Here is a 20,617-nt window from a genome sequence, read left to right as displayed (position 1 = left end):
CCGCTTCCCCGGTCCCTCAGCCGGAGAAGCCGACGTGCGCGAGGCGCACCGGCCCGCGCAGCTCGACGCGCAGGTCCGCCACGTCCCGGAGCAGGCAGGGCGCCCCCACGGTGGTGTGGGCGTACGGGCCGTCCGTGGGGCCCACCGCGACCCGGGCGGCCTCCGTGCCGTCCGCCGCGAAGAACCTCACCTCGCCCGCGCCCGCCGCCGTCACGGCCAGCTCCGTGACGCCGTCGCCGAAGTCGCACGCCCGATAGAGGAGCGTGCCCGGCAGGTCCGGATCGGCCGGGGTCACCACGTCGCCGGCCTCCCGTGAGCGGTCGGCGATCACGGTGCCGGACTGCTCGTCGTAAGTGGCGGCTTCGAGCCCCGCCTCCAGGACCGGGCGCGGGCCGGGCGTCTCGCCCGCCAGCTCCACGCGGACGGCGCGGCGGACGTCGGCGGAGGACGGGCCGGCCAGGAACTCGTACGCGCCCGGCTCGACCGTCCACCGCCCGTGCGCCACGTCCCAGTACGCGAGCTGCGACAGCGGCACCGCGAAGGCGAGCGTCACGGTCCCGCCCGGTGCCAGGTGGATGCGCTCGTGGGCGACGAGCGCGCGGTGCGGGCGCGGCACGGACGGGGCGACCACGCGCGCGTACACCTGGACGACCTCGTCCGAGGCGACCGTCCCCGTGTTGGCGACCGTGCAGGAGATCCGTACGGCCTCCGCCTCCGCCGTCGCCGTCAGCGCCTCGTACCCGAAGCTCGTGTACGTCAGGCCGTGGCCGAAGGGGAAGAGCGGGATCCGGTCGGAGTAGAGGTAGGTCTGCCGGCCGCCGATGACGTCGTAGTCGAACAGGTCCGGCAGGTCGGCGTCGGAGCCGTACCAGGTCTGCGGCAGGCGCCCGGCGGGGGACACGTCGCCGGCGAGGGCGCGGGCGAGCGCGGTGCCCGCCGCCTGTCCGCCGTGCGCGGTCCACAGCAGCGCCGGCAGCTCGGCCGCCGCGTCCCCCACCGCGTACGGGTAGGAGGAGACGAGGACGAGGACCGTGCGCGGGTTCGCCGCCCGGGCGGCCCGCCACAGGCGGTCCTGATGCGGCGGGAGCGCCAGGTCCGTGCGGTCCTCGGTCTCGCGGCCGTTGATGTGCGGGTCGTTCCCGGCGACCACGACCACCGTGCCGGCCCCTGCGGTGGCCCTCGCCACCGCCTCCTCGCCGCGCTCGACCGTCTCCACGGTGAGGATCACGGCGGATTCGCGGTCGGCGGCAACCTTCACGCCGTCGGCGGCGACAGAGACGTAGCCCCCCGTCCCGAGGTGCCGAAGGAGGAGCCCGCCATGCCCGCCGCCGTGGGACTCGAAGCGGAAGGTCTCCTGGACGACCCAGCCGCCCGGCTCGTCCGCCGAGGCGCGCAGCAGGCCGTCCTCGGCGACCGACAGATAGCGCCCGCCGGGCGCGCGCAGGGTGAGCACCCCGTCGCCCCAGTCGATCAGGTCGAGGACCGTGCCCTCGGCGTCGACGGTGAGCGGCGGCAGGTCGGTGCGGCCGGCGAGCAGCGCCGGGTCGAGGGCGATCTCCGCGCCGCGCGCGGACTCCGCGCCCCTGGCGTCGGGGACCCGCAGGGCGCGCCCCTCGGCGGTCCGCAACAGGATCCGGTCGACGCCCTCGGCGAAGTCCACCCGGTCCGCGCCGAACCGCTCCCGGATCCCGTCCAGCGGGGTGGAGCGGCGCAGCGGCGAGCCGCTGTACCAGTCGAGCTTGGCGGCGTCGGCGAGCAGGCCGACCACCGCGATCCGGCCGCCCTCGCGCAGGGGCAACAGGGGTCGGTCTCCTGCTGGTTCGTTGCGGAGCAGGACGAGCGCCGCCTCCGCGGCCTCGCGGGCCAGCTCGCGGTGGACCTCCGTGTCGTGGGCGGTCTCCCGCGCGTACGGGTCGAGCTCCGGGTCGAACTCGCCGAGCAGGAACCGCACGGTCAGCTGCCGGCGCACCGCCCGGTCCACGTCCTCCTGGCCGATGCGGCCCTGCTCCAGGGCGCGTTCGAGCCTGCCGAGGATCACGGAGCTGTCCGTGCCGTGGTCGGTGAAGGAGTCGACGCCCGCGCGGAGCGCCGCCGCGACGGCCTCCTCGTGCGTGGCGAAGTAGGCCTGCGAGTCGGCGAGGTTGCTGGGCGCGCCCGCGTCGGAGCAGACCAGCAGCTCCTGCTCCGTCCAGCCACGCAGCTCCGAACCCAGGTACGGGGAGAGGTGGTTGGGGCGGCCGTTGACCAGGTTGTACGCGGGCATGACACCGGCCACCGCGCCCGCCTCGACGGCGCCGCGGAAGGCCCGGAGGTCGTACTCGTGGAGCACGCGCGGGCGGACGGAGGCCGAGGAGGTGTCGCGGGCCGTCTCGTTGTTGTGCGCGAGCCAGTGCTTGAGCACCGGAGCCGTGCGCCAGTACGCCGGGTGGTCGCCGCGCAGGCCGCGGGTGAAGGCGACCGCGATCGCGGAGGTGAGCACCGGGTCCTCCGAGTACCCCTCCTCGCCCCGGCCCCACAGCGGATGGCGCAGCAGGTTCACCGTGGGCGCCCACACGTTGAGACCGACCCGCTCGTCCTCGGCGCGCATCGCCCGCGCCTCGCGGGAGACGGCCTCGCCGACCCGGCGCACCAGCTCCGGGTGCCAGCTCGCGCCGAGCCCGACGGCCTGCGGGAAGACGGTCGCCGGGCCCATCCAGGCGACGCCGTGCAGCGCCTCCTGGCCGGTCCGGAAGGCGCCGAGGCCCAGCCGTTCGACGGCGGGGGCGAACTGGTGGAGCAGCGTGAGGCGTTCGGCGGGGGTGAGGCGGCCGAGGAGGTCGGCGACGCGGTCGCCGACGGGGAGGGCCGGGTCACGGAAGGGCGGCCGGTCTGCGGTCACGTACGAGTCCCTTGGACGGCGGTCGCCGGACGGCGACCGGAAGTTTCGAAGCGCTTCGATGCTCAGCCGCTCCGCAGTGGCTGTCAAGGCGCCGGACCGCGTCAGTCGGTGTCACAGCCAAAGGAGTTGAAGGCGGCCGGCCGCATCGGAAGGCGTCGGGAGAAACCGGTGAACGACTCTTGCCGCACCTGGGGGCGTCACTTAACCTCACAGCAACATCGAAGCGCTTCGACTCGTCGCGGCCGAACCGCCGCGCCCGTCACCGCGCCCCCGGGGCCCCGCCCCGCCCGCACCCCGCACCTTGCTCCATCTCCGTCACCGCAGCCGGCCGGCGCTCCCCCGGACGCCGTGTGCCCTGGCGCGTGCCATGAAGGGTTGACGCAATGACGCCGAACGCCGCCTCCACGGGCTCCCCGAGAACCGAACCGAGCCGGAGGGGCTTCCTCGCCACCGGCGCCGTCGCCGCCGTCGCGGTCGCCGGCGGGGCCCCGCTGCTCACCGCCTGCGGCGGCGGTGGCGACACCGGCAGGAAGGACGGCACCACCAGCGGCAAGGACGCCGCGAAGATCCTTCCCGCCCACGTGGGCAGCAGCGTCGTCCCCGCCGACCTCCCGGCGCGCAACGGCTCCGCCGCCGGCTACACCCGCGCCATCCCCAGCGCCGAACTCAAGGCCTCCGTCCCGGAGAAGCTCGGCAAGGGCGGCGCGCTCACCGTCATGGCCCCCTTCTGGGGCACCCCGCCCGCCTCCGGCAACCCCTACTACAAGGCCATGAACGAGGCCGTCGGCGTCCAGGCCACCTGGCAGAACCAGGACGGCAACGTCTACGACCAGAAGCTCGGCGCCGTCCTCGCCTCCAGCACCGTCCCCGACCTCGTCGTCGTCCCCGGCTGGAACCTCGGCGGCAAGATCCCCAGCGCCGTCGACGCCAAGTTCGAGGACCTGGGACCGTACCTCTCCGGCGACAAGGTCAAGGCCTACCCCAACCTCGCCGCCATCCCCACCGACGCCTGGCAGCGCGGCATCTTCGGCGGCAGGCTCCGCGGCCTGCCCATGCCAGCCTCGTACGTCACCAACATCGCGCCCTTCTACCGCAAGGACCTCTTCGACGCGAAGGGCTGGCAACTCCCCAGGAGCGCTGACGAGTTCCTGGCCCTCGCCAAGGAGATCACCAGCGCGAAGGCGAAGGTGTGGGCCTGCGCCGACATGACCTGGACCGCCTACAACATGTTCGGCGTCCTCAACGGCGGCGACAAGGCGCTCGGCTGGCACCTCGTCGACGGGAAGCTGGTCAACCGCATCGAGACCCCCGAATACCTCGAAGCCCTGGAATGGACCCGCAAGCTCTTCGACGCCGGCGTCGTCCACCCCGACGAGAAGGCCCAGAACCAGGGCGACACCAGCGTCCGCTTCACCTCGGGCCAGTGCCTGATCTACAACAACGACCTCGCCCACTGGTACGGCAAGACCGCCGAGATGGCCGCCCAGAACCCGGACTTCGCCATGGCCGCCATGGACATCCCGGGCCACGCCGGCGGCACCCCCGAACTGTGGGCCACCAACCCCGCCAACATCTGGTCCTTCGTCCGCAAGGGCGCCCCGAAGGAGGTCGTCGAGGACGCCCTCGCCATCGCCAACTTCACCGCCGCGCCCTACGGCACCGAGGAACGCATGCTCACCGACTACGGCGTCGAGGGCGTCCACCACACGATCAAGGACGGTCTGCCGGTCAAGACCGACGCCGGCAACCAGGAGGTCAGCAGCTCCTGGATGTTCATCGCCAGCCCCGCCCCCTACATCGCCCACCCCGACCTGCCGGAGATCACCGAGGCGCAGGTCGGCTGGCAGCAGCGGATGGGCGCCCTCACCCGCAAGTCCTCCTTCTACGGCCTCACCGTCGCCGAGCCGAGCCGGTGGACCGGCCTCATGAACGACTTCGAACAGCTGGAGAAGGACATCGTCCGCGGCCGGAAGAAGCTCTCCGACATGCAGCAGGCCGTCTCCGAGTGGAAGAGCAAGGGCGGCGACGAACTCCGCGACTGGTACCGCGAGCTCCTCGACACCACCGGCTCCGCGGCGAGCTGACGTGACCAAGCGCGACACCACCGACCGCCGGCCGAGGATCCCCCTCGGCCGGCGGCTCCGGCGCGACCGCACCCTCCTCCTGATGACGGTGCCCGCCCTCGCCCTCGTCCTCGTCTTCCACTACCTCCCCGTCCTCGGGAACGTCGTCGCCTTCCAGGAGTACGACCCCTACCTCTCCACCAACGGCGTCACCGCCATCCTGGAATCCCCCTGGGTCGGCCTCGCCCAGTTCGACCGGGTGCTGACCGACCCCGCCTTCTGGGACGCCGTCGAGAACACCCTGGTCTTCTTCCTCCTCCAGCTGGTGCTCTTCTTCCCCGTCCCCATCGCCCTCGCCCTGCTCGTGCACAGCCTGCTGCGGCCCCGCGTCCGCGCCCTCGTCCAGGCCGTGCTCTACCTGCCGCACTTCTTCTCCTGGGTCATCGTCATCACCGTCTTCCAGCAGATCTTCGGCGGCGCAGGCATCATCGCCCAGACCCTGCGCGAACACGGCCACGAGGGCTTCGACCTGATGACCGACCCCGGCGTCTTCAAGTTCCTCGTCACCGCCGAAGGCATCTGGAAGGACGCCGGCTGGGGCGTCATCGTCTTCCTCGCCGCGCTCGCCGCCGTCGACCCGGCCCGCTACGAGGCCGCCGCCATCGACGGCGCCGACCGGTGGCGCCGCATGTGGCACGTCACGCTGCCCGCGCTCCGGCCCGTCATCGCCCTGCTCCTCGTCCTGCGCGTCGGCGACGCCCTCACCGTCGGCTTCGAGCAGCTGCTGCTCCAGCGCGACGCCGTCGGACCCGCCGCCGCCGAGGTCCTCGACACCTTCGTCTGGTGGACCGGCCTGCGCAGCCAGGACTTCAGCTACGCCGCGGCCGCCGGACTCGTCAAGGGCCTCGTCGGCCTCGTGCTCGTCCTCTCCGCGAACAAGGTCGCCCACCTCATGGGCGAACAGGGGGTGTACCGGAAATGACCCTGCGCGTCCTCGAACGGCCCGCGGCTCCGCCCGCCCGCGCCGCCCGCCCCTCCCGGTGGGCGGCGCCGGCCCGGCCCGTCTGGGAGGAGGAGCCGACCCGGGCCGGACTCACCGCCAAGGCGGTCGTCCTCGGCGGCGCCTGTCTCGCCGTCCTCTTCCCGCTCTGGATCGTCCTCGTCACCAGCGTCTCCAGCAAGAAGACGATCACCGAGGCCGGCGGACTGGTCGTCATCCCACGGGACTTCACCCTCATCGCCTACCACGAGCTGCTGAGCGGCGGTCAGGTCACCCGCGCCGTCCTCGTCAGCCTCGGCGTCACCCTCACCGGCACCCTCTTCTCGACGACCGTCTCCGTGCTCGCCGCGTACGGACTCTCCCGGCCCGGCTCACTCGGTCACCGGGCCGTCCTCTTCACCCTGATGGGCACCATGTTCTTCGGCGCCGGCCTCATCCCCACCTACCTGCTGGTGCAGACCCTCGGTCTCACCGACACCTACCTCGCGCTGATCCTCCCCAGCGCCGTCAGCGTCTTCAACATCCTCGTCCTGCGCGCCTTCTTCATGGGCATCTCGCCCGAACTCACCGACAGCGCCCGCATCGACGGCGCCGGCGACCTGCGCATCCTGTGGACGATCGTGATGCCGCTGTCCCGCGCGGTGATCGCCGTCATCACCCTCTTCTACGCGGTCGGCTACTGGAGCGCCTGGTTCAACGCCTCCCTCTACCTCAACGACCAGGACATGATGCCGCTCCAGAACGTCCTCATCCAGCTCGCCCAGAAACAGGAGATCCCCGTCGGCCTCGGCCAGGCCGTCAAGTCCGGGGACCTGTCCGGGCTCGCCGTGCAGATGGCCGTCATGGTCCTCGCCCTGCTCCCCGTCGCCGTCCTCTCGCCCTTCGTCCAGAAGCACTTCAAGAAGGGCATGCTCACCGGCGCCGTCAAGGGCTGAGCCCGCCCCCACCTCCCCCAGGAAGGCCCCATGCCCCGCCTCGACGACCTCACCCGGCCGCCCGGCCGTCCCGCCCGCATCCTCCACGGCGGCGACTGGAACCCCGAACAGTGGCCGGAGGAGACCTGGGCCGAGGACCTGCGGCTGATGCGGCGGGCCGGCGTCACCACCGTCACCCTCGGCGTCTTCTCCTGGGCCCGGCTCGAACCCGAGCCGGGCGCGCGGGAGTTCGGCTGGCTCGACCGGCTCATGGACCTCACCTGCGCGCACGGCGTCGACGTCGTCCTCGCCACCCCCACCGCCTCCCCGCCGCCCTGGCTCGGCCACCGCCACCCCGAGACCCTGCCGCGCGACGAGGACGGCCGCACCGAATGGTGGGGCTCCCGGCAGCACTTCGCCCACTCCAGCGCCGCCTACCGCCGCCACGCCGCCGCGATCACCGAAGCCCTCGCCGCCCGCTACGCCGCCCACCCCGCGCTCGTCATGTGGCACATCAACAACGAGTACTGCACCTACGACTGGGGCGACGAGGCCGCCCGCACCTTCCGCACCTGGCTCCAGGACCGGTACGGCACCCTCGACGCCCTGAACACCGCCTGGGGCACCGACTTCTGGAGCCAGCGATACGCCTCCTGGGCCGAGGTCCTGCCCCCGCGCCGCGCCCACTACCTGCGCAACCCCGCCCACCTCCTCGACTTCCGCCGCTACACCTCCGACCAGCTCCTGGAGTGCTACCGCGCCGAACGCGACATCGTCCGCAAGCACACCCCGCACCTGCCGGTCACCACCAACTTCATGCCTTTCTGGTCCGGACAGGACGGCTGGGCCTGGGCCGCCGAGGAGGACGTCGTCTCCGTCGACGTCTACCCCGACCCGGCCGACCCCCGCGCCGGCGCCCACGAGAACGCCTTCGTCGCCGACCTCACCCGCGCCCAGGCCGGCGGCGGCCCCTGGATGGTGATGGAGCAGGCCGCCGGAGCCGTCAACTGGCGTCCCGTCAACCGGCCCAAGCAGGAAGGACTCAACCGGCTCTGGACCCTCCAGGCCGTCGCCCGCGGCGCCGACGCCGTCCACTTCTTCCAGTGGCGCGCCTCCCGCCAGGGCGCCGAGAAGTTCCACTCCGCCATGCTCGGCCACAGCGGCGCCCACGGCCGCGGCTTCCGCGAGACCGTCCGCATCGGCGCCGACCTCGCCCGCCTCGGCCCCCGCGTCGCCGGCAGCCGCGTCCCCGACGCCCCCGTCGCCCTCCTCCACGACTGGGACTCCTGGTGGGCCGGCCGCCACGAAGGCGCCCTCTCCGCCCACCTCGACCAGGGCGACCTCGTCCGCACCTGGCACCGCGCCCTGTGGGAGGCCGGACTCCCCGCCACCCTCGCCCACCCCCACCACGACCTCACCGCCCACCCCCTCGTCGTCCTCCCGCACCTCTACCTCCTCGACGACCGCTCCCTCACCGCCCTGGAGCGCTACGTCACCGGCGGCGGCCACCTCGTCTGCGGCTTCTTCACCGGCGTCGCCGACCCCGACGACCGGATCCGCCCCGGCGGCACGGACGCCCGCCTCCGCGCCCTCCTCGGCATCGACCGGATCGACGAGCGGTGGCCCCTCGCCCCCGGCGAGCACACCGACTGCGGCACCTTCCGCGCCACCCTCTGGTCCGAGGAACTGGTCCCCGGCCCCGGCACCGAGACCCTGGCCTCCTACCGGGGCGGCGAACTCGACGGCCGCCCCGCCGTCCTCCGCCACGGCCGCACCCGCTACCTCTCCACCCTCCCCGAACCCGACGCGCTGCGCGCCCTCCTCACCGAAGCCGCCCGCGAGGCCGGGATCCACCCCGTCCTCGCCGGACTCCCCGACGGCGTCGAGGCCGTCCGCCGCGGCGACCTGCTCTTCCTGCTCCACCACGGGCGCGCCCCGGTCACCGTCCGCGTACCGGGCCGCCACCGCGACCTGCTCACCGGCACCACCGTCGACGACACCCTCACCCTCGACCGCTTCGGCGCCGCCGTCCTGGAGGAGCACCCATGAGCGAACCCGTCCCCGAGCCCCCGCACACCCCCGTGCACGGCACGTGGGAACCCGCGCCCGCCGCCCGCTGGGAGGACGCCTTCCTCACCGGCAACGGCCGGCACGGGGCCCTGGTGTACGGCGACCCCGCGGACGACCGGGTGATCGTCACCCACCACACCCTCGTACGCCCCCACCACCGGCCGGGCGACACCGACCCGCCCCGCCTCGCCGACCGGCTCCCCGCCCTCCAGGACGCCCTGCTCTCCGGCGACCTCACCGCCGCCGAGACCTTCACCGACGGGCGCCCGCTGCGCTGGATCCAGCCCTTCCACCCCGGCTTCCTCACCCGCGTCCGCGCCGAGCACCCCGGGCCGCGCCCCGGCACACGGCGCGAGGCCGACTTCACCACCGGCGTCGCCACCGCCACCACCGGGAGCCGCACCAGCCGGGTCTTCGCCTCCCGCGCCGACGACCTCCTCGTCCAGTACGTGACGGAGCCCGGGCCCCGCGTCCACGTCGAACTCGACCACCGGCTCGACGGCGTGCCCCCCGGCCTCGCCGTCGGCCGGGGCATCGCCACCGCCCACGGCGAGACCCTGCTCACCCTGCGCGCCCGCTACCCCGACTCCACCCTCGGCTACACCGGCACCACCCTCGTCGTCGCCGACACCGGCCGCACCACCCTCACCGACCGGGGCATCCGCGTGACAGGGGCCTCCAAGCTCCTCCTGCTCACCCGGGTCCGCCGGCACGACGGCCCCTACGACCCCGCTCAGGAGGCCGCGGTCCTGCGCGCCCACGCCGGGGAGGACGGCCCCGCCACCGCGTACGCCCGGCTGCTCCACCGGCACACCGCGCTCCACACCGCCGCGTACCACCGGGTCGCCCTCGACCTCGGCGCCGACCCCGCCGAACGGGCCCTGCCCGGCTCCGCGCTGCTCGCCCGCCCCGCCGGACCCGCCCTCCTGGAACGCCTCTTCGCCGCCGGCCGCCACCACCTGCTCTCCTCGGCCGGCCTCCACCCGCCCCGCCTCTGCGGCCTGTGGACCGGCGACTGGGACACCGCCTGGTCGGGCGGCTTCACCACCGACGCCAACCTCGCCCTCCAGACCGCCTCCGCCGTCGCCGCCGACCTTCCCGAGGTCACCGAGGCCCACCGCACCCTGATCCGGGGCCAGACGGAGCACTGGCGGGACAACGCCCGCGCCGTCTTCGGGACCCGGGGCATCGTGGCTCCCGCCCACACCGACGGCGAGAACGGCCACACCTACCACTTCGACCGCGCCTACCCCCTCCACCTGTGGACCGCCGCCGCCGACTGGCTCCTCCTCCCCCTCCTCGAAGCGGACGAGGCCGACGGCCGGCACGACCCCTGGCTCACCGGCCTCCTCGGCGAACTCGCCGACTTCTACGAGGACTTCCTCACCCGCACCGGCCCCGACGGCCGGCTCGCCGTCGTCCCCTCCTACTCCCCGGAGAACCGCCCGCGCGGCGGCGGCTGGGGCGCCGTCAACGCCACCATGGACCTCGCCGCCGCCCGTCACGCCCTCACCGCCGCGGCCGACCGCGCCCCCGCCGACCGGGCCGCCCGGCTGCGGGCCCTCGCCGACCGGCTGCCGCCCTACCGCGTCAACAGCGACGGCGCCCTCGCCGAATGGGCCTGGCCCGGACTCGGCGACCGCTACGACCACCGGCACCTCAGCCACCTCTACCCCGTCTGGCCGCTCGACGCGATCACCCCGTACGACACCCCCGACCTCGCCCGCGCCGCCGCCCGCGCCCTCGCGCTGCGCGGCAGCGAGAACGACTCCGCCCACGGCCACCTCCACCAGGGGCTCATCGCCGCCCGGCTCGGCGACGCCGCACGCACCGGCGACGCCCTCCGACGGGTCCTCGGCGGCGACTACTTCCACGCCTCCCTGATGAGCGCCCACTACCCGAAGCGGGACGTCTACAACGCCGACGCCGCCCACGCCCTGCCCGCCCTCCTGATCGAGGCGCTGGTCCGCTCCACCCCCGACCGGCTCGTGCTGCTGCCCGCGCCGCCGCCCGGACTCTGCGCCCGGGGCCGGATCACCGGTGTCCGCACCCGCTTCGGCGCCCGGATCGACCTGACCTGGGCGCCGGGGGAGTACACGGCGGTGCTGCGCCCCGACCGCGACGCCGCCGTCGAGCTGTGCGCCCCCGAGGGCCGGCGGCGGCTGACCCTGCGGGCCGGGACGGAGCGCGTACTCCTCAGCCCGGGGGCCGGCGGGCCGGAGGCGGACCCGAACTCTCCCGGACGGTCAGCGCCGGGGTGAGCAGTTCGACCCCGGCGGCGTCCGGACCCTCCGGCGCGGTCAGCCGGACGAACAACCGCTCCACCGCCCGCCGGCCCAGCTCCTGCGCCGGGATGGCCACCGAGGTGAGCGGCACCGACGCCCGCTCGGCCACCGCCTCGGGGCAGACCGCCACCACCGACACGTCCTCCGGGACCGCCCGGCCGGTCCGCCGCAGCAGGGCGAGCAGCGGCTCCACCGCCGTCTCGTTCTGCACCACGAAGGCACTGACCGCCGGGCGTTCGTCGAGGATCCGGGCGAGCACCCCGGCGACCGCGTCGTGGCTGCCGTCGCACGGCCGGTGCAGCAGCCCGACGCCCAGCAGGGCGGCGCGCTCCCGCAGCCCGCCGAGGGTCCGCTCGGCGAAGCCGGTGTGCCGGGCGTACACCCCGGGGGAGCCGCCGACGACGGCGATCTCCCGGTGCCCGAGCCCGGCCAGGTGCTCCACGCAGAGCGCCCCGGCGGCGGCGAAGTCGAGGTCCACGCAGTTCAGTCCGGCCGGGTCGGCGGGCAGTCCGACCAGCACCGCCGGCGGGGCGGACCCCCGGAGCACCGGCAGCCGTCCGTCGTCGAGCTGCACGTCCATGAGGATCACGGCCTCCGCGAGTCCGCTGCCGGTGACCCGGCGCAGAGCGGACGGCCCCTCCTCGCCGGTCAGCAGCAGGACGTCGTAGCCGTGCGCGCGGGCCGTGGTGGCGACGGCGACCGCGATCTCCAGCATGACCGGCACGTACATGTCGGTGCGCAGCGGCACCATCAGCGCGATGATCCGCGACCGGCTGCTCGCGAGCGCCCGTGCCCCGGCGTGCGGCTGGTAGCCGAGCCGCTCGATGCTGTCCCGCACCCGCCGCCGGGTGAGGTCGGAGATGGGGCGCTTGCCGCTGAGGACATAGCTCACCGTGCTGGCCGACACCCCGGCGTGCCGGGCGACCTCGGCAAGCGTGACCATCCGATCTCCCCGCGCGGCCCTGTGGTGAATCGCTTCGACGGAGCCGCCGAACAGGTGCGTCGACGGCTCAGCGAGACGGTAACGCGGGGGAGTTGACGTGTCCAGACTGTCGGCACGCAGAGATCGAAGCGCTTCGACAGAGGGCTTCGCTCCGGACGCCGACCGGCCGGCGGGGTGCGGGGTGCGGTCAGGGCGTGCGGGTCTGCCCGGCGGGCTTCCGCAGCACCTCGGTGAGGGCGGCGATGCTGTCCTTGCCGTGCCCGGCCTCGGCGGCCCGCCGCACGAGCGCGTGCAGCGGCGCGAGCCAGGCGCTGTCGACCCCGGTCTCCTCCTCCAGTGCCGCGTCGTGCGCGCTGCCGGCGAGGAAGAGGTCGACCGAGGACTCGCCCGCGCTGTAGTCGCGCCGGTCGATCTCGTCGGCGAACACCGGCAGCAGCCCCTTGACCATGTCGAGGAGCCGGCCGGTCAGGTCCACCATGCTCGCGGCCGTCCGGCCTCGCGCCTGGAGGGCGGCGGCGCCCTGGAAGAAGCCGACGAGCGCGGGCAGCAGGGTGGCGCCCACCGCCATCTCGTAGAGCGCCGCCAGGTCGGGCTCCTCGCCGAGGTGGACCGTGTCCCCGCCCAGCGCCCGCAGGGCCGGCGCGTGCGCGTCGAAGACCGCCCGCTCGCCGCCGTAGGTGAGGAGGGTGCCGGGGGAGCCGACCGCCGACGGCACGTCCAGGACGGCCCCGGCCAGGAACCCGGCCCCGTGCCCGGCCGCCCACAGGGCGGTCTCCCGGGCCTCGGCGGGCGCCCCGCTGTTGAGGGTCACCAGGGTCCGGCCGGAGAGCGCCGACCCGGCGGCGTCGAGGGCGGCCCGGGTGGCGTCGAAGGTGGTGAGGCAGGTGACGACCAGGGGGCTCGCCCTCAGGGCCTCGGCCGGGGTCGCGGCGACCGTCGCGCCGCGTTCCGCGAGCGGCCCGGCCCGCTCCGGGGTCCGGTTCCAGACGGTCGTCGGGTGACCGGCGGCGAGGAAGGCCGACGCGAGGGCGCCGCCCATCGATCCCAGGCCGATCACGGTGACGGGTGAGCGGTGCTGCTCGTGCTGCTCGGACATGCCCAACTCCCTTGCGCGCGTGATGGATCGGGGCGCGAATCCTGCTGCTCAGGGGCCCCGCGACCATCGTGCGAGACCCCGTACATTGGATCAAGTACCGACATTTCTGTCCGGTACGCACAGGGATGTACGCGCGGCGACGGAGGGGACGGGCGGGATGGACGGACGGAAGTACACCTGCGGACTGGACGCGGCCATGGCGGTCATGGGAGGCAAGTGGAAAGGGCTCGTCCTCTTCGCGCTGGGGGAACAGCCCCTGCGCTTCGGCGCGTTACGCCGTGCCGTGCCGGGGATCAGCGAGCGGATCCTCATCCTCCAGCTCAAGGAGATGGCGGCGAGCGGGCTGGTCCACCGCGAGGCGCACGAGCAGGTGCCGCCGAAGGTCGTCTACTCGCTCACTCCGTTCGGGCACTCCCTGAACTCCGCCCTCGCCCCGCTCGGCGCGTGGGGAGAGGAACACCTGGAGCAGATCGAGCGGCTGCCCTGACGGCCCCTCGCCGGGCGGCGGGACGGCTCCGCGACGGAGCCGCTCCGCGACACGCTGGGCGCCCGGCTGCCGGGGTCAGGCGGCCGGGGCCAGGCTGTCGAGGTCGGGCGGCCGGGGTCAGGCGCCCGCCCCCCGCGCCGCCCTCGGCGCCCTTGCGCAGGCGGGCGGCCGGGCCGAAGCCTCGCGGTCGTCGAGGAGGCCCTCCGGGGCGAAGGCGGCCGGGCCCCGGGGCGCGGCGTCGTGCGGGACGGCGCCGTGCCCCGGGGGCGCGGCCCGGCGCGGCGGCGCGAGGGCGTGCCGGCCGGGTGGAGCGGTGCGTCAGCGGACGCCGAGCAGGTGCTCCAGGGCCAGCTGGTCGAGGCGCTCGAAGGCCATCGAGCGCGCGGCGACCGCGTCCGCGTCGAAGGTCTCGTACGCGGTCGGGTCGGCCAGCAGCTCCGCGAGCCCCCCGGCGGCGGTCGGCACCGCCAGTTCGGGCAGCCGGGACGCGGCCAGGGCCTCCCGGACCTCCGGATCGGCGCGGAACCCGGCCGCCCGCTCCTTGAGGACCAGGTAGTTCCGCATGCAGTTCCTCGCGGACTCCCAGACACCGTCGAAGCCGTCGGTGCGCACCGGCTTGAAGTCGAAGTGGCGCGGGCCGGTGTAGCCGGCCGTCTCCAGCAGGTCCACCAGCCAGAACGCCTGCCGCAGGTCGCCCGCGCCGAACCGGAAGTCCTGGTCGTACTTGATGCCGGACTGGCCGTTGAGGTCGATGTGGAAGAGCTTGCCCGCCCACAGCGCCTGCGCGATGCCGTGCGGGAAGTTCAGGCCGGCCATCTGCTCGTGGCCTGTCTCCGGGTTCACGCCCACCAGTTCGGGCCGCTCCAGGCGCTCGATGAAGGCGAGGGCGTGGCCGATCGTGGGGAGCAGGATGTCGCCGCGCGGCTCGTTCGGCTTCGGCTCGATCGCGAAGCGGAGCCCGTACCCCTGCTCGGTGACGTACTGCCCCAGCAGGTCGAACGCCTCCTTCATCCGGTCGAGCGCCACCCGCACGTCCTTCGCCGCGCCGGACTCGGCGCCCTCGCGCCCGCCCCAGGCGACGTACACCTCCGCGCCGAGCTCGACGGCCAGGTCGATGTTGCGGATGGTCTTGCGCAGCGCGAAGCGGCGCACGTCCCGGTCGTTGGCGGTGAAGGCGCCGTCCTTGAAGACCGGGTGGGTGAAGAGGTTGGTGGTGGCCATGGGGACCTTCAGACCGGTGCGGTCGAGGGCGTCCCGGAACCGCTTCACGATGGCCTCGCGCTCCGCCTCCGGCGCGCCGAAGGGGATCAGGTCGTCGTCGTGGAAGGTGACGCCGTACGCCCCGAGGCCGGCGAGCCGCTCGACCGACTCGACCGGGTCCAGGGCGGGCCGGGTCGCGTCGCCGAAGGGGTCGCGGCCCTGCCAGCCGACGGTCCAGAGGCCGAAGGTGAAACGGTCCTCGGGGGTGGGGGAGAAACGCTCGGGCATGGTGGGTCCCTCTCTGGCGACCGGATTTGTTTTCTGAGATAACTAATACGCCACCGGTGCCCGGCGGCGCCAGACCAGGACCGAGAGAAAGAGGTGAGGGCGTGCCCGTCAGCCGCTCCGTCGTGATCGGCGTGGACAGCTCCACGCAGTCCACCAAGGCCGTCGCCGTCGACACCGCCACCGGCGGGATCCTCGGCCTCGGCCGCGCCCCGCACACCGTCACCGGCACCGGAGGCGCCCGCGAGAGCGACCCCGAGGAGTGGTGGACGGCCCTGGCCACCGCCGTCCGCACCGCGCTCCGCGCGTCCGGCGCCGCACCCGGCACCGTCACCGGCCTCGCCGTCGCCGGCCAGCAGCACGGCCTCGTGGTGCTCGGTCCCGGCCACCGCCCGCTGCGCCCCGCCCTCCTCTGGAACGACACCCGCTCCGCTCCCCAGGCCGCCGCCCTCACCGACCGCCTCGGCGGCCCCGAGGCGTGGCTCGACCGCACCGGCTCCGTCCCCGTCGCCTCCATGACCGCCGCCAAGTGGCAGTGGCTGCGCGAGCACGAGCCCCAGCACGCCGAGGCCGCCACCGCCGTCCGCCTCCCGCACGACCTGCTCACCGAACGCCTCACCGGCGAAGCCGTCACCGACCCCGGCGACGCCTCCGGCACCTGCTGGTACGACCCCGCCGACGCCGCCTACGACCCCGCTCTCCTCGACCTCCTCGGCCTCGACCCCGCCCTCCTCCCGGCCGTCGCCCCCACCGGCGCCACCCCCGCCGGCCGGCTCACGGCCGCCGCCGCCGAGGCCCTGGGCCTGCCCCGTACGGTCACCGTCGCCGCCGGCACCGGCGACAACATGGCCGCCGCCGTCGGCCTCGGCCTCGGCGCCGCCGGACTCCTCGACCACCCCGTCGTCAGCCTCGGCACCTCCGGCACCGTCTTCGCCGCCACCCGCACCCGCCCCGCCGCCGCCTCCCTCGCCGGCTTCGCCGCCACCGACGGCACCCGCCTCCCGCTCGGCTGCACCCTCAACTGCACCCTCGCAGTCGACCGGTTCGCCGCCCTCCTCGGCCTCGACCGCGAGGACGCCCTGCCCGGCGGCGGGACCGTCGTCCTCCCGTACCTGGACGGCGAACGGACCCCCGACCTCCCCGCCGCGTCCGGACTGCTCACCGGCCTCCGCCACACCACCGACCCGCGCGCCGTCCTCGGCGCCGCCTACGAGGGCGCCGCCTTCACCGTCCTCCGCGCCCTCGACGGCCTCCTCGCCGCCTGCGGCCTCGACCCCGCCGACCCGGCCGTACGCGACCGGCCGCTGCGCCTCGTCGGTGGCGGCGCCCGGGGCCGGACCTGGACCGACACCGTCCGCCGCCTCTCCGGCCGCCCCCTGGTCGTCCCCGCCGCCGACGAACTCGTCGCCCTCGGCGCCGCCGCCCTCGCCGCGGGCGCCGCCACCGGCGAGGACCCCGTCGCCGTCGCCACCGCCTGGGGCACGGGCGCGGGCACGACCCTGCCGCCCGTCGCCCGCGACGAGGAGGCCTGGCACCGGATCGAGGACGTGCTGGCCAAGGCCGCTCCGACGCTGTTGTCGTAGGCGGCCGTTACGGTGGGCCTAACACGATCCCGGGAGCGTCGCCGGGATCCGCGAAGGGCAGGTGCCGATCCATGCGTTCGACGGAGCCGACGGAAGCCCGCATCGAGGATGCGGACCACATCCTGGTCGCGCCGGAGGCGTCGCACGGCGACGACGTGGTCCGGGACTTCTTCGGCGCCGTCGTCACACCGGAGGAGGTGGCGTCCGGCACCCTCGACCTCGCGCACAGGACCGTGTACCTGTACGGCGACGCCACCGGGACCGACCCCCGCCGACTGGCGTCGGCCGACCGGGTGTTCGCCGTCCGGGAGCCGTCAGGAGGAGCGGACGGCGACGGGCCGTGGGCCTCCGTCGGCGCCGGCCGCGTGCCCGCCCGCGTCCACGGCGCCGGCGTCCACTACCGGCGCTTCTTCGATCCCGCCGACGACCACTTCGGGCGGATCCGCGCGGAGCACGCGTTCCAGTCCCTGACGGAGTCCACCAAACCGGGGACCGCCCTTCGCAGCGGCATCTACCTCACCCCCGTCACCCGGGACGGCGACGCCCTGCACTTCCGCCTGCTCCGGTGCTCCACGAACCTCTCGGGACCGACCGAGGGCTTCGGTCCGACCGACACGCGGATCGTCGACGCCCTGAACCGCGAGGCGGCGGCCGTCTTCCGGGACCACGCGCCGCTCAACCACGTCCTCGCGCAGACCTACCACAACACGCCCGCCACGGACGGGCGCAGGCAGTCCAAGGCGAAGATCTCGCCCCACGCCGACAAGACGAAGGACATGCCGGCCAACGGCATCATGGCCTTCTGCACCTTCTACGACGGGCTCGACCGACTGGAGCCCCTGGCGGAGGACGCCTTCGACCTCGGGGTGAAGGGAGTGAGCGGACTGACCCGGCTCCACTTCCGCCTCAAGGACCCGGCCGTCGCCGAACTCCACGGAACGGCCCTCCCCGCGCAGTTCACCCTCACCCTCCACCCCGGCTCCGTGTTCTTCATGCCGCTCTCCACCAACCGCCTCTACACGCACGAGATCCGGCCCTCGGCGCTGGACGCGGCCCTGATCCCGACCCGCCTGGGCTACGTCGTGCGGTGTTCGAGCACCGAAGCCGTCCACCGGGACGGCCGCACCTTCCTCAAGAGGCCCGGAGGACCGGCGGAGCTGGGGCCGCCCACGCCGGACGGCATGGACGAACTCCGCAGGCTCTACTCCGAGGAGAACAGGACCTCGTCCTTCATCGACTACGGCGACGGGTTCCTCTTCAGCATGAACACGGGAGACTATCGTGCCCCCCGCGCCTGACCTCCGGGACCGGATCCTCACCCGCGCCCTGCCCGCCGAGGAGAACCCCTTCGCCGCGCTGGCGGCCTCGGTGCGCTGGGAGGACGTCGGCAAGGGCCGGCGCGGCGCCGTGCTGACCCGGGTCGACCCGGAGGGCGGCGTGCCGCTCGTCCGCACGACCACCCGTTACGCCGCCCCGGCCCAGCGCTTCCGTCCGGAGCACGAACGGCTCGCCCACCGGATCAGGCAACTCACCGGGAGCCCCGCCGACTTCGACCACGCCCTCGCCGAGACGTACACCCACGCCTACGCCACCATGGGCGCCCACTCCGACCAGGCCCTCGACCTGGCCGACGGATCGTTCATCGCCGTCTACTCCTGCTACGAGCACCCCGAGGCGGGCCCGCCGAGAAAGCTGGTCCTCGAAGGGAAGGAACCCGGCGTCGAGGGGTTCGAGCTCCCCCTCGCGCACCACAGCGTGGTCGCCTTCTCCGTCGACACCAACCGCCTGCTCCGGCACCGGATCGTCCTGGACACGGCGGGACGGGCGACGGAGAACCGGTGGCTGGGCCTCACCTTCCGCACCTCGAAGACCACTCTCCGGTTCCACGACGGCCACGCCCACCTCCCGCAGGGCGCCCGTCTCACACCGGCCGACGAGGAGCAGCGGCGCGCGTTCTACCGGCTGCGCCGCCGCGAGAACCAGGAGACGGACTTCGCGTACCCACCGCTGACCTACACCGTCAGCGAGAGCGACCTGATGCCCCCGGTCTGACCCGCCCGCCGCCGCACCGACTGGCGACCCTCCCCGGGCCCGGGCCACCATGGTGTCGGAACGACCCGTTCGGGGGCCGCACGCCCGGGAGGCGCCGTGGCACACACCAGCGGATCAGGGGCACGCTCCGGCGGGACGGACGTGCTCGTCGTCGGCGCGGGGCCCGTCGGACTGACGGCCGCCCTGGAGCTGCGGCGCCAGGGCGTCGCCTGCCGGATCGTCGACCGGCTCCCCGAGCGCCTGCCGTACGCCAAGGCCGTCGGAGTCCAGCCCCGCACGCTGGAGGTGTGGGACCGGATGGGCGTCGTCAGGGCCGCGCTGGAGGCGGCCGTGCCGATGCGCGGGCAGTACGTGTACGTCGACGGCGCCGAGCGGGGCCGGTACGACCTGGTGCTGCCGCCGGAGGTGCCGTACGGCTTCGCCGCCCTGCCGCAGTACGAGACCGAGCGGATCCTCGAAGAGGCCCTGGCCCGCCACGGCACCCGCATCGAACGCGGCACCGCCCTCGACGCCTTCACGCAGGACCCGGACGGCGTCACCGCCCTCCTCACCGACGCCGACGGCGGCCGCGAGGAGCTGCGGACCGGCTATCTGGTGGGGTGCGACGGCGCGCACAGCACCGTCCGCAAGGGGCTCGGGCTCGCCTTCGAGGGCGGCGCGTTCCCGGAGGAGTACATGCTCGGCGACGTGGAGGTCGACTGGGACCTCCCCGAGGGCTACGGACTGCGCTCGACGCACCTCGACGGCGACGGCGCCGTCGACGACGTCCTCGTCTGCATCCCGCTGCCCGGCCGCCGCCGCTACCGGATGTCGATGCGCGTGCCGCCCGGACTCTCCGCCCGGGACGCGGACCCGGCCGACCGCGTCGCGCACGGGCTCGGCGGCGGCCCCGCCCCCGGCCTCGCCGACATCCAGGCCGTCCTCGACCGCCTCTCCCCGCAGCGCACCACGGCCTCGGCGCTCCGCTGGGCCTCGGTCTTCCGGATCAGCCACCGCATCGTCGACCGGTACGGCGAGGGCCGGGTCTTCGTCGCCGGCGACGCGGCCCACATCCACCCGCCCACCGGAGCCCAGGGCATGAACACCGGCATCCAGGACGCCTACAACCTCGCCTGGAAACTCGCCCTCGCCGTCGACGGGGCCGCCTCCGACACGCTGCTCGCCAGCTACGACGCCGAGCGCCGCCCGGTCGGCGAGGAGGTCGTCGGCCGCACCGTCCGGCACGCCACGGGCGGCGGCGTACAGACCGACCCGGAGGACCCGGAGACGCTGATGCTCCGCGAGGCGCAGCTGCTCGTCGGCTACCGGGGCAGCCCGGTCGTGGACCCGCCCGGCGACGGCCCCGGACCCCGGCCGGGGGACCGCGCCCCCGACTGCGGCGGCCTCACCGGCCCCATCGCCGCGTACCCCGTCCGCCTCTTCGACATCCTCCGCGACCGGCGCACGGTGCTCCTGCTGTACGGGACGGGGTACGGCTCCGGCGGTGTCGCCGCCCGCGACGAACTGGCCTCCACGGCCTGGCGCGCCACCGGCGGCCGCGTCGACGTCCGCGCGATCCGCCCGCCGGACGGGCCGCCCGGCGCCGGGCCGCTCTCCGCCCACCGGGACACCGAGGGCGAGTTCGCGGCCCGGTACGCGGTCGAGGGAGACCGGCCGACGGCCTTCGTCGTCCGCCCCGACGGCTGCCTGGGGGCCCGCCTCACCGACCCGGACCCGACCCGCCTGGCCGCTCACCTGGCCCGGGTCTTCGCCGCCCCCTAG

The 20,617-nt window shown here is 74.6% G+C and carries 14 protein-coding genes; 10 read left to right on the top strand and 4 right to left on the bottom strand.

Translation table 11 applies throughout. The annotated features are described in order from the left end of the window. Positions 1–16: 16 nt before the first annotated feature. Positions 17–2,878, bottom strand: coding sequence for a glycoside hydrolase family 3 C-terminal domain-containing protein (locus tag ACF1BN_RS00320; protein ID WP_392329336.1), 2,862 nt, complete (start codon positions 2,876–2,878; stop codon positions 17–19). A gap of 383 nt (positions 2,879–3,261) precedes the next feature. On the opposite strand from ACF1BN_RS00320, the gene ACF1BN_RS00315 reads away from it, so the two are divergent. Genes ACF1BN_RS00315 through ACF1BN_RS00295 form a run of 5 tightly spaced genes read left to right on the top strand, consistent with a single transcriptional unit; the run spans position 3,262 to position 11,186 of the window. After that, on the top strand, positions 3,262–4,962 hold the full coding sequence (locus tag ACF1BN_RS00315; protein ID WP_392329335.1) for an extracellular solute-binding protein: 1,701 nt from the start codon (positions 3,262–3,264) through the stop codon (positions 4,960–4,962). 1 nt (position 4,963) lies between these two features. Continuing rightward, positions 4,964–5,923, top strand: coding sequence for an ABC transporter permease (locus tag ACF1BN_RS00310; protein ID WP_392329334.1), 960 nt, complete (start codon positions 4,964–4,966; stop codon positions 5,921–5,923). Beyond that, positions 5,920–6,876, top strand: a complete 957-nt coding sequence (locus tag ACF1BN_RS00305; protein ID WP_392329333.1) for a carbohydrate ABC transporter permease — start codon at positions 5,920–5,922, stop codon at positions 6,874–6,876. Before ACF1BN_RS00310 ends, ACF1BN_RS00305 begins: the two co-directional genes overlap by 4 nt. Before the next feature lie 30 nt (positions 6,877–6,906). After that, on the top strand, positions 6,907–8,904 hold the full coding sequence (locus ACF1BN_RS00300; RefSeq protein ID WP_392329332.1) for a beta-galactosidase: 1,998 nt from the start codon (positions 6,907–6,909) through the stop codon (positions 8,902–8,904). After that, a complete protein-coding gene (locus ACF1BN_RS00295; RefSeq protein WP_392329331.1) occupies positions 8,901–11,186 on the top strand; it encodes a glycoside hydrolase N-terminal domain-containing protein in 2,286 nt (761 codons plus the stop codon). The genes ACF1BN_RS00300 and ACF1BN_RS00295 overlap by 4 nt, the downstream gene beginning before the upstream one ends. On the opposite strand, the gene ACF1BN_RS00290 is transcribed toward ACF1BN_RS00295, so the two are convergent. Further along, on the bottom strand, positions 11,122–12,153 hold the full coding sequence (locus ACF1BN_RS00290) for a LacI family DNA-binding transcriptional regulator (protein ID WP_392329330.1): 1,032 nt from the start codon (positions 12,151–12,153) through the stop codon (positions 11,122–11,124). The genes ACF1BN_RS00295 and ACF1BN_RS00290 overlap by 65 nt on opposite strands. A gap of 187 nt (positions 12,154–12,340) precedes the next feature. Next, positions 12,341–13,249: an NAD(P)-dependent oxidoreductase gene (locus tag ACF1BN_RS00285; RefSeq protein ID WP_392329329.1), complete on the bottom strand. Its 909-nt coding sequence runs from the start codon at positions 13,247–13,249 to the stop codon at positions 12,341–12,343. Between the two features lie 157 nt (positions 13,250–13,406). Between ACF1BN_RS00285 and ACF1BN_RS00280 the strand changes: the two genes are divergently transcribed. Then, positions 13,407–13,736, top strand: coding sequence for a winged helix-turn-helix transcriptional regulator (locus tag ACF1BN_RS00280; RefSeq protein ID WP_392329328.1), 330 nt, complete (start codon positions 13,407–13,409; stop codon positions 13,734–13,736). A 318-nt stretch (positions 13,737–14,054) separates the two neighbouring features. Here ACF1BN_RS00280 and xylA read toward each other — a convergent pair whose 3' ends face one another. Further along, complete coding sequence (gene xylA, locus ACF1BN_RS00275) at positions 14,055–15,224, bottom strand: xylose isomerase (protein WP_392329327.1); 1,170 nt, start codon at positions 15,222–15,224, stop codon at positions 14,055–14,057. A gap of 101 nt (positions 15,225–15,325) precedes the next feature. Between xylA and xylB the strand changes: the two genes are divergently transcribed. The 4 genes from xylB to ACF1BN_RS00255 all read left to right on the top strand — a co-directional run bounded on the left by xylB (position 15,326) and on the right by ACF1BN_RS00255 (position 20,617). Next, positions 15,326–16,804: a xylulokinase gene (gene xylB / locus ACF1BN_RS00270; protein ID WP_392329326.1), complete on the top strand. Its 1,479-nt coding sequence runs from the start codon at positions 15,326–15,328 to the stop codon at positions 16,802–16,804. A gap of 71 nt (positions 16,805–16,875) precedes the next feature. Then, positions 16,876–18,102 carry a hypothetical protein gene (locus tag ACF1BN_RS00265; RefSeq protein WP_392329325.1) on the top strand — a complete coding sequence of 409 codons (1,227 nt, stop codon included), beginning with the start codon at positions 16,876–16,878 and terminating at the stop codon, positions 18,100–18,102. After that, on the top strand, positions 18,086–18,856 hold the full coding sequence (locus ACF1BN_RS00260) for a hypothetical protein (protein ID WP_392329324.1): 771 nt from the start codon (positions 18,086–18,088) through the stop codon (positions 18,854–18,856). Before ACF1BN_RS00265 ends, ACF1BN_RS00260 begins: the two co-directional genes overlap by 17 nt. Positions 18,857–18,952: 96 nt before the next feature. Further along, positions 18,953–20,617 carry an FAD-dependent monooxygenase gene (locus tag ACF1BN_RS00255; RefSeq protein ID WP_392329323.1) on the top strand — a complete coding sequence of 555 codons (1,665 nt, stop codon included), beginning with the start codon at positions 18,953–18,955 and terminating at the stop codon, positions 20,615–20,617.

It is taken from the genome of Streptomyces sp. NPDC014861, assembly GCF_043081625.1.
In the GTDB taxonomy this organism is placed as follows: Bacteria; Actinomycetota; Actinomycetes; order Streptomycetales; family Streptomycetaceae; genus Streptomyces.
Note: the sequence above shows the minus strand (reverse complement) of the source record. Positions and strands in the feature narration are given on the sequence as shown.

Coding starts and splice junctions, on each gene's coding strand:
- ACF1BN_RS00315 (WP_392329335.1), top strand. CDS start 3,262: ATGACGCCGAACGCCGCCTCCACGGGCTCCCCGAGAACCGAACCGAGC.
- ACF1BN_RS00305 (WP_392329333.1), top strand. CDS start 5,920: ATGACCCTGCGCGTCCTCGAACGGCCCGCGGCTCCGCCCGCCCGCGCC.
- ACF1BN_RS00300 (WP_392329332.1), top strand. CDS start 6,907: ATGCCCCGCCTCGACGACCTCACCCGGCCGCCCGGCCGTCCCGCCCGC.
- ACF1BN_RS00295 (WP_392329331.1), top strand. CDS start 8,901: ATGAGCGAACCCGTCCCCGAGCCCCCGCACACCCCCGTGCACGGCACG.
- ACF1BN_RS00290 (WP_392329330.1), bottom strand. CDS start 12,153: ATGGTCACGCTTGCCGAGGTCGCCCGGCACGCCGGGGTGTCGGCCAGC.
- ACF1BN_RS00285 (WP_392329329.1), bottom strand. CDS start 13,249: ATGTCCGAGCAGCACGAGCAGCACCGCTCACCCGTCACCGTGATCGGC.
- ACF1BN_RS00280 (WP_392329328.1), top strand. CDS start 13,407: ATGGACGGACGGAAGTACACCTGCGGACTGGACGCGGCCATGGCGGTC.
- xylA (WP_392329327.1), bottom strand. CDS start 15,224: ATGCCCGAGCGTTTCTCCCCCACCCCCGAGGACCGTTTCACCTTCGGC.
- ACF1BN_RS00265 (WP_392329325.1), top strand. CDS start 16,876: ATGCGTTCGACGGAGCCGACGGAAGCCCGCATCGAGGATGCGGACCAC.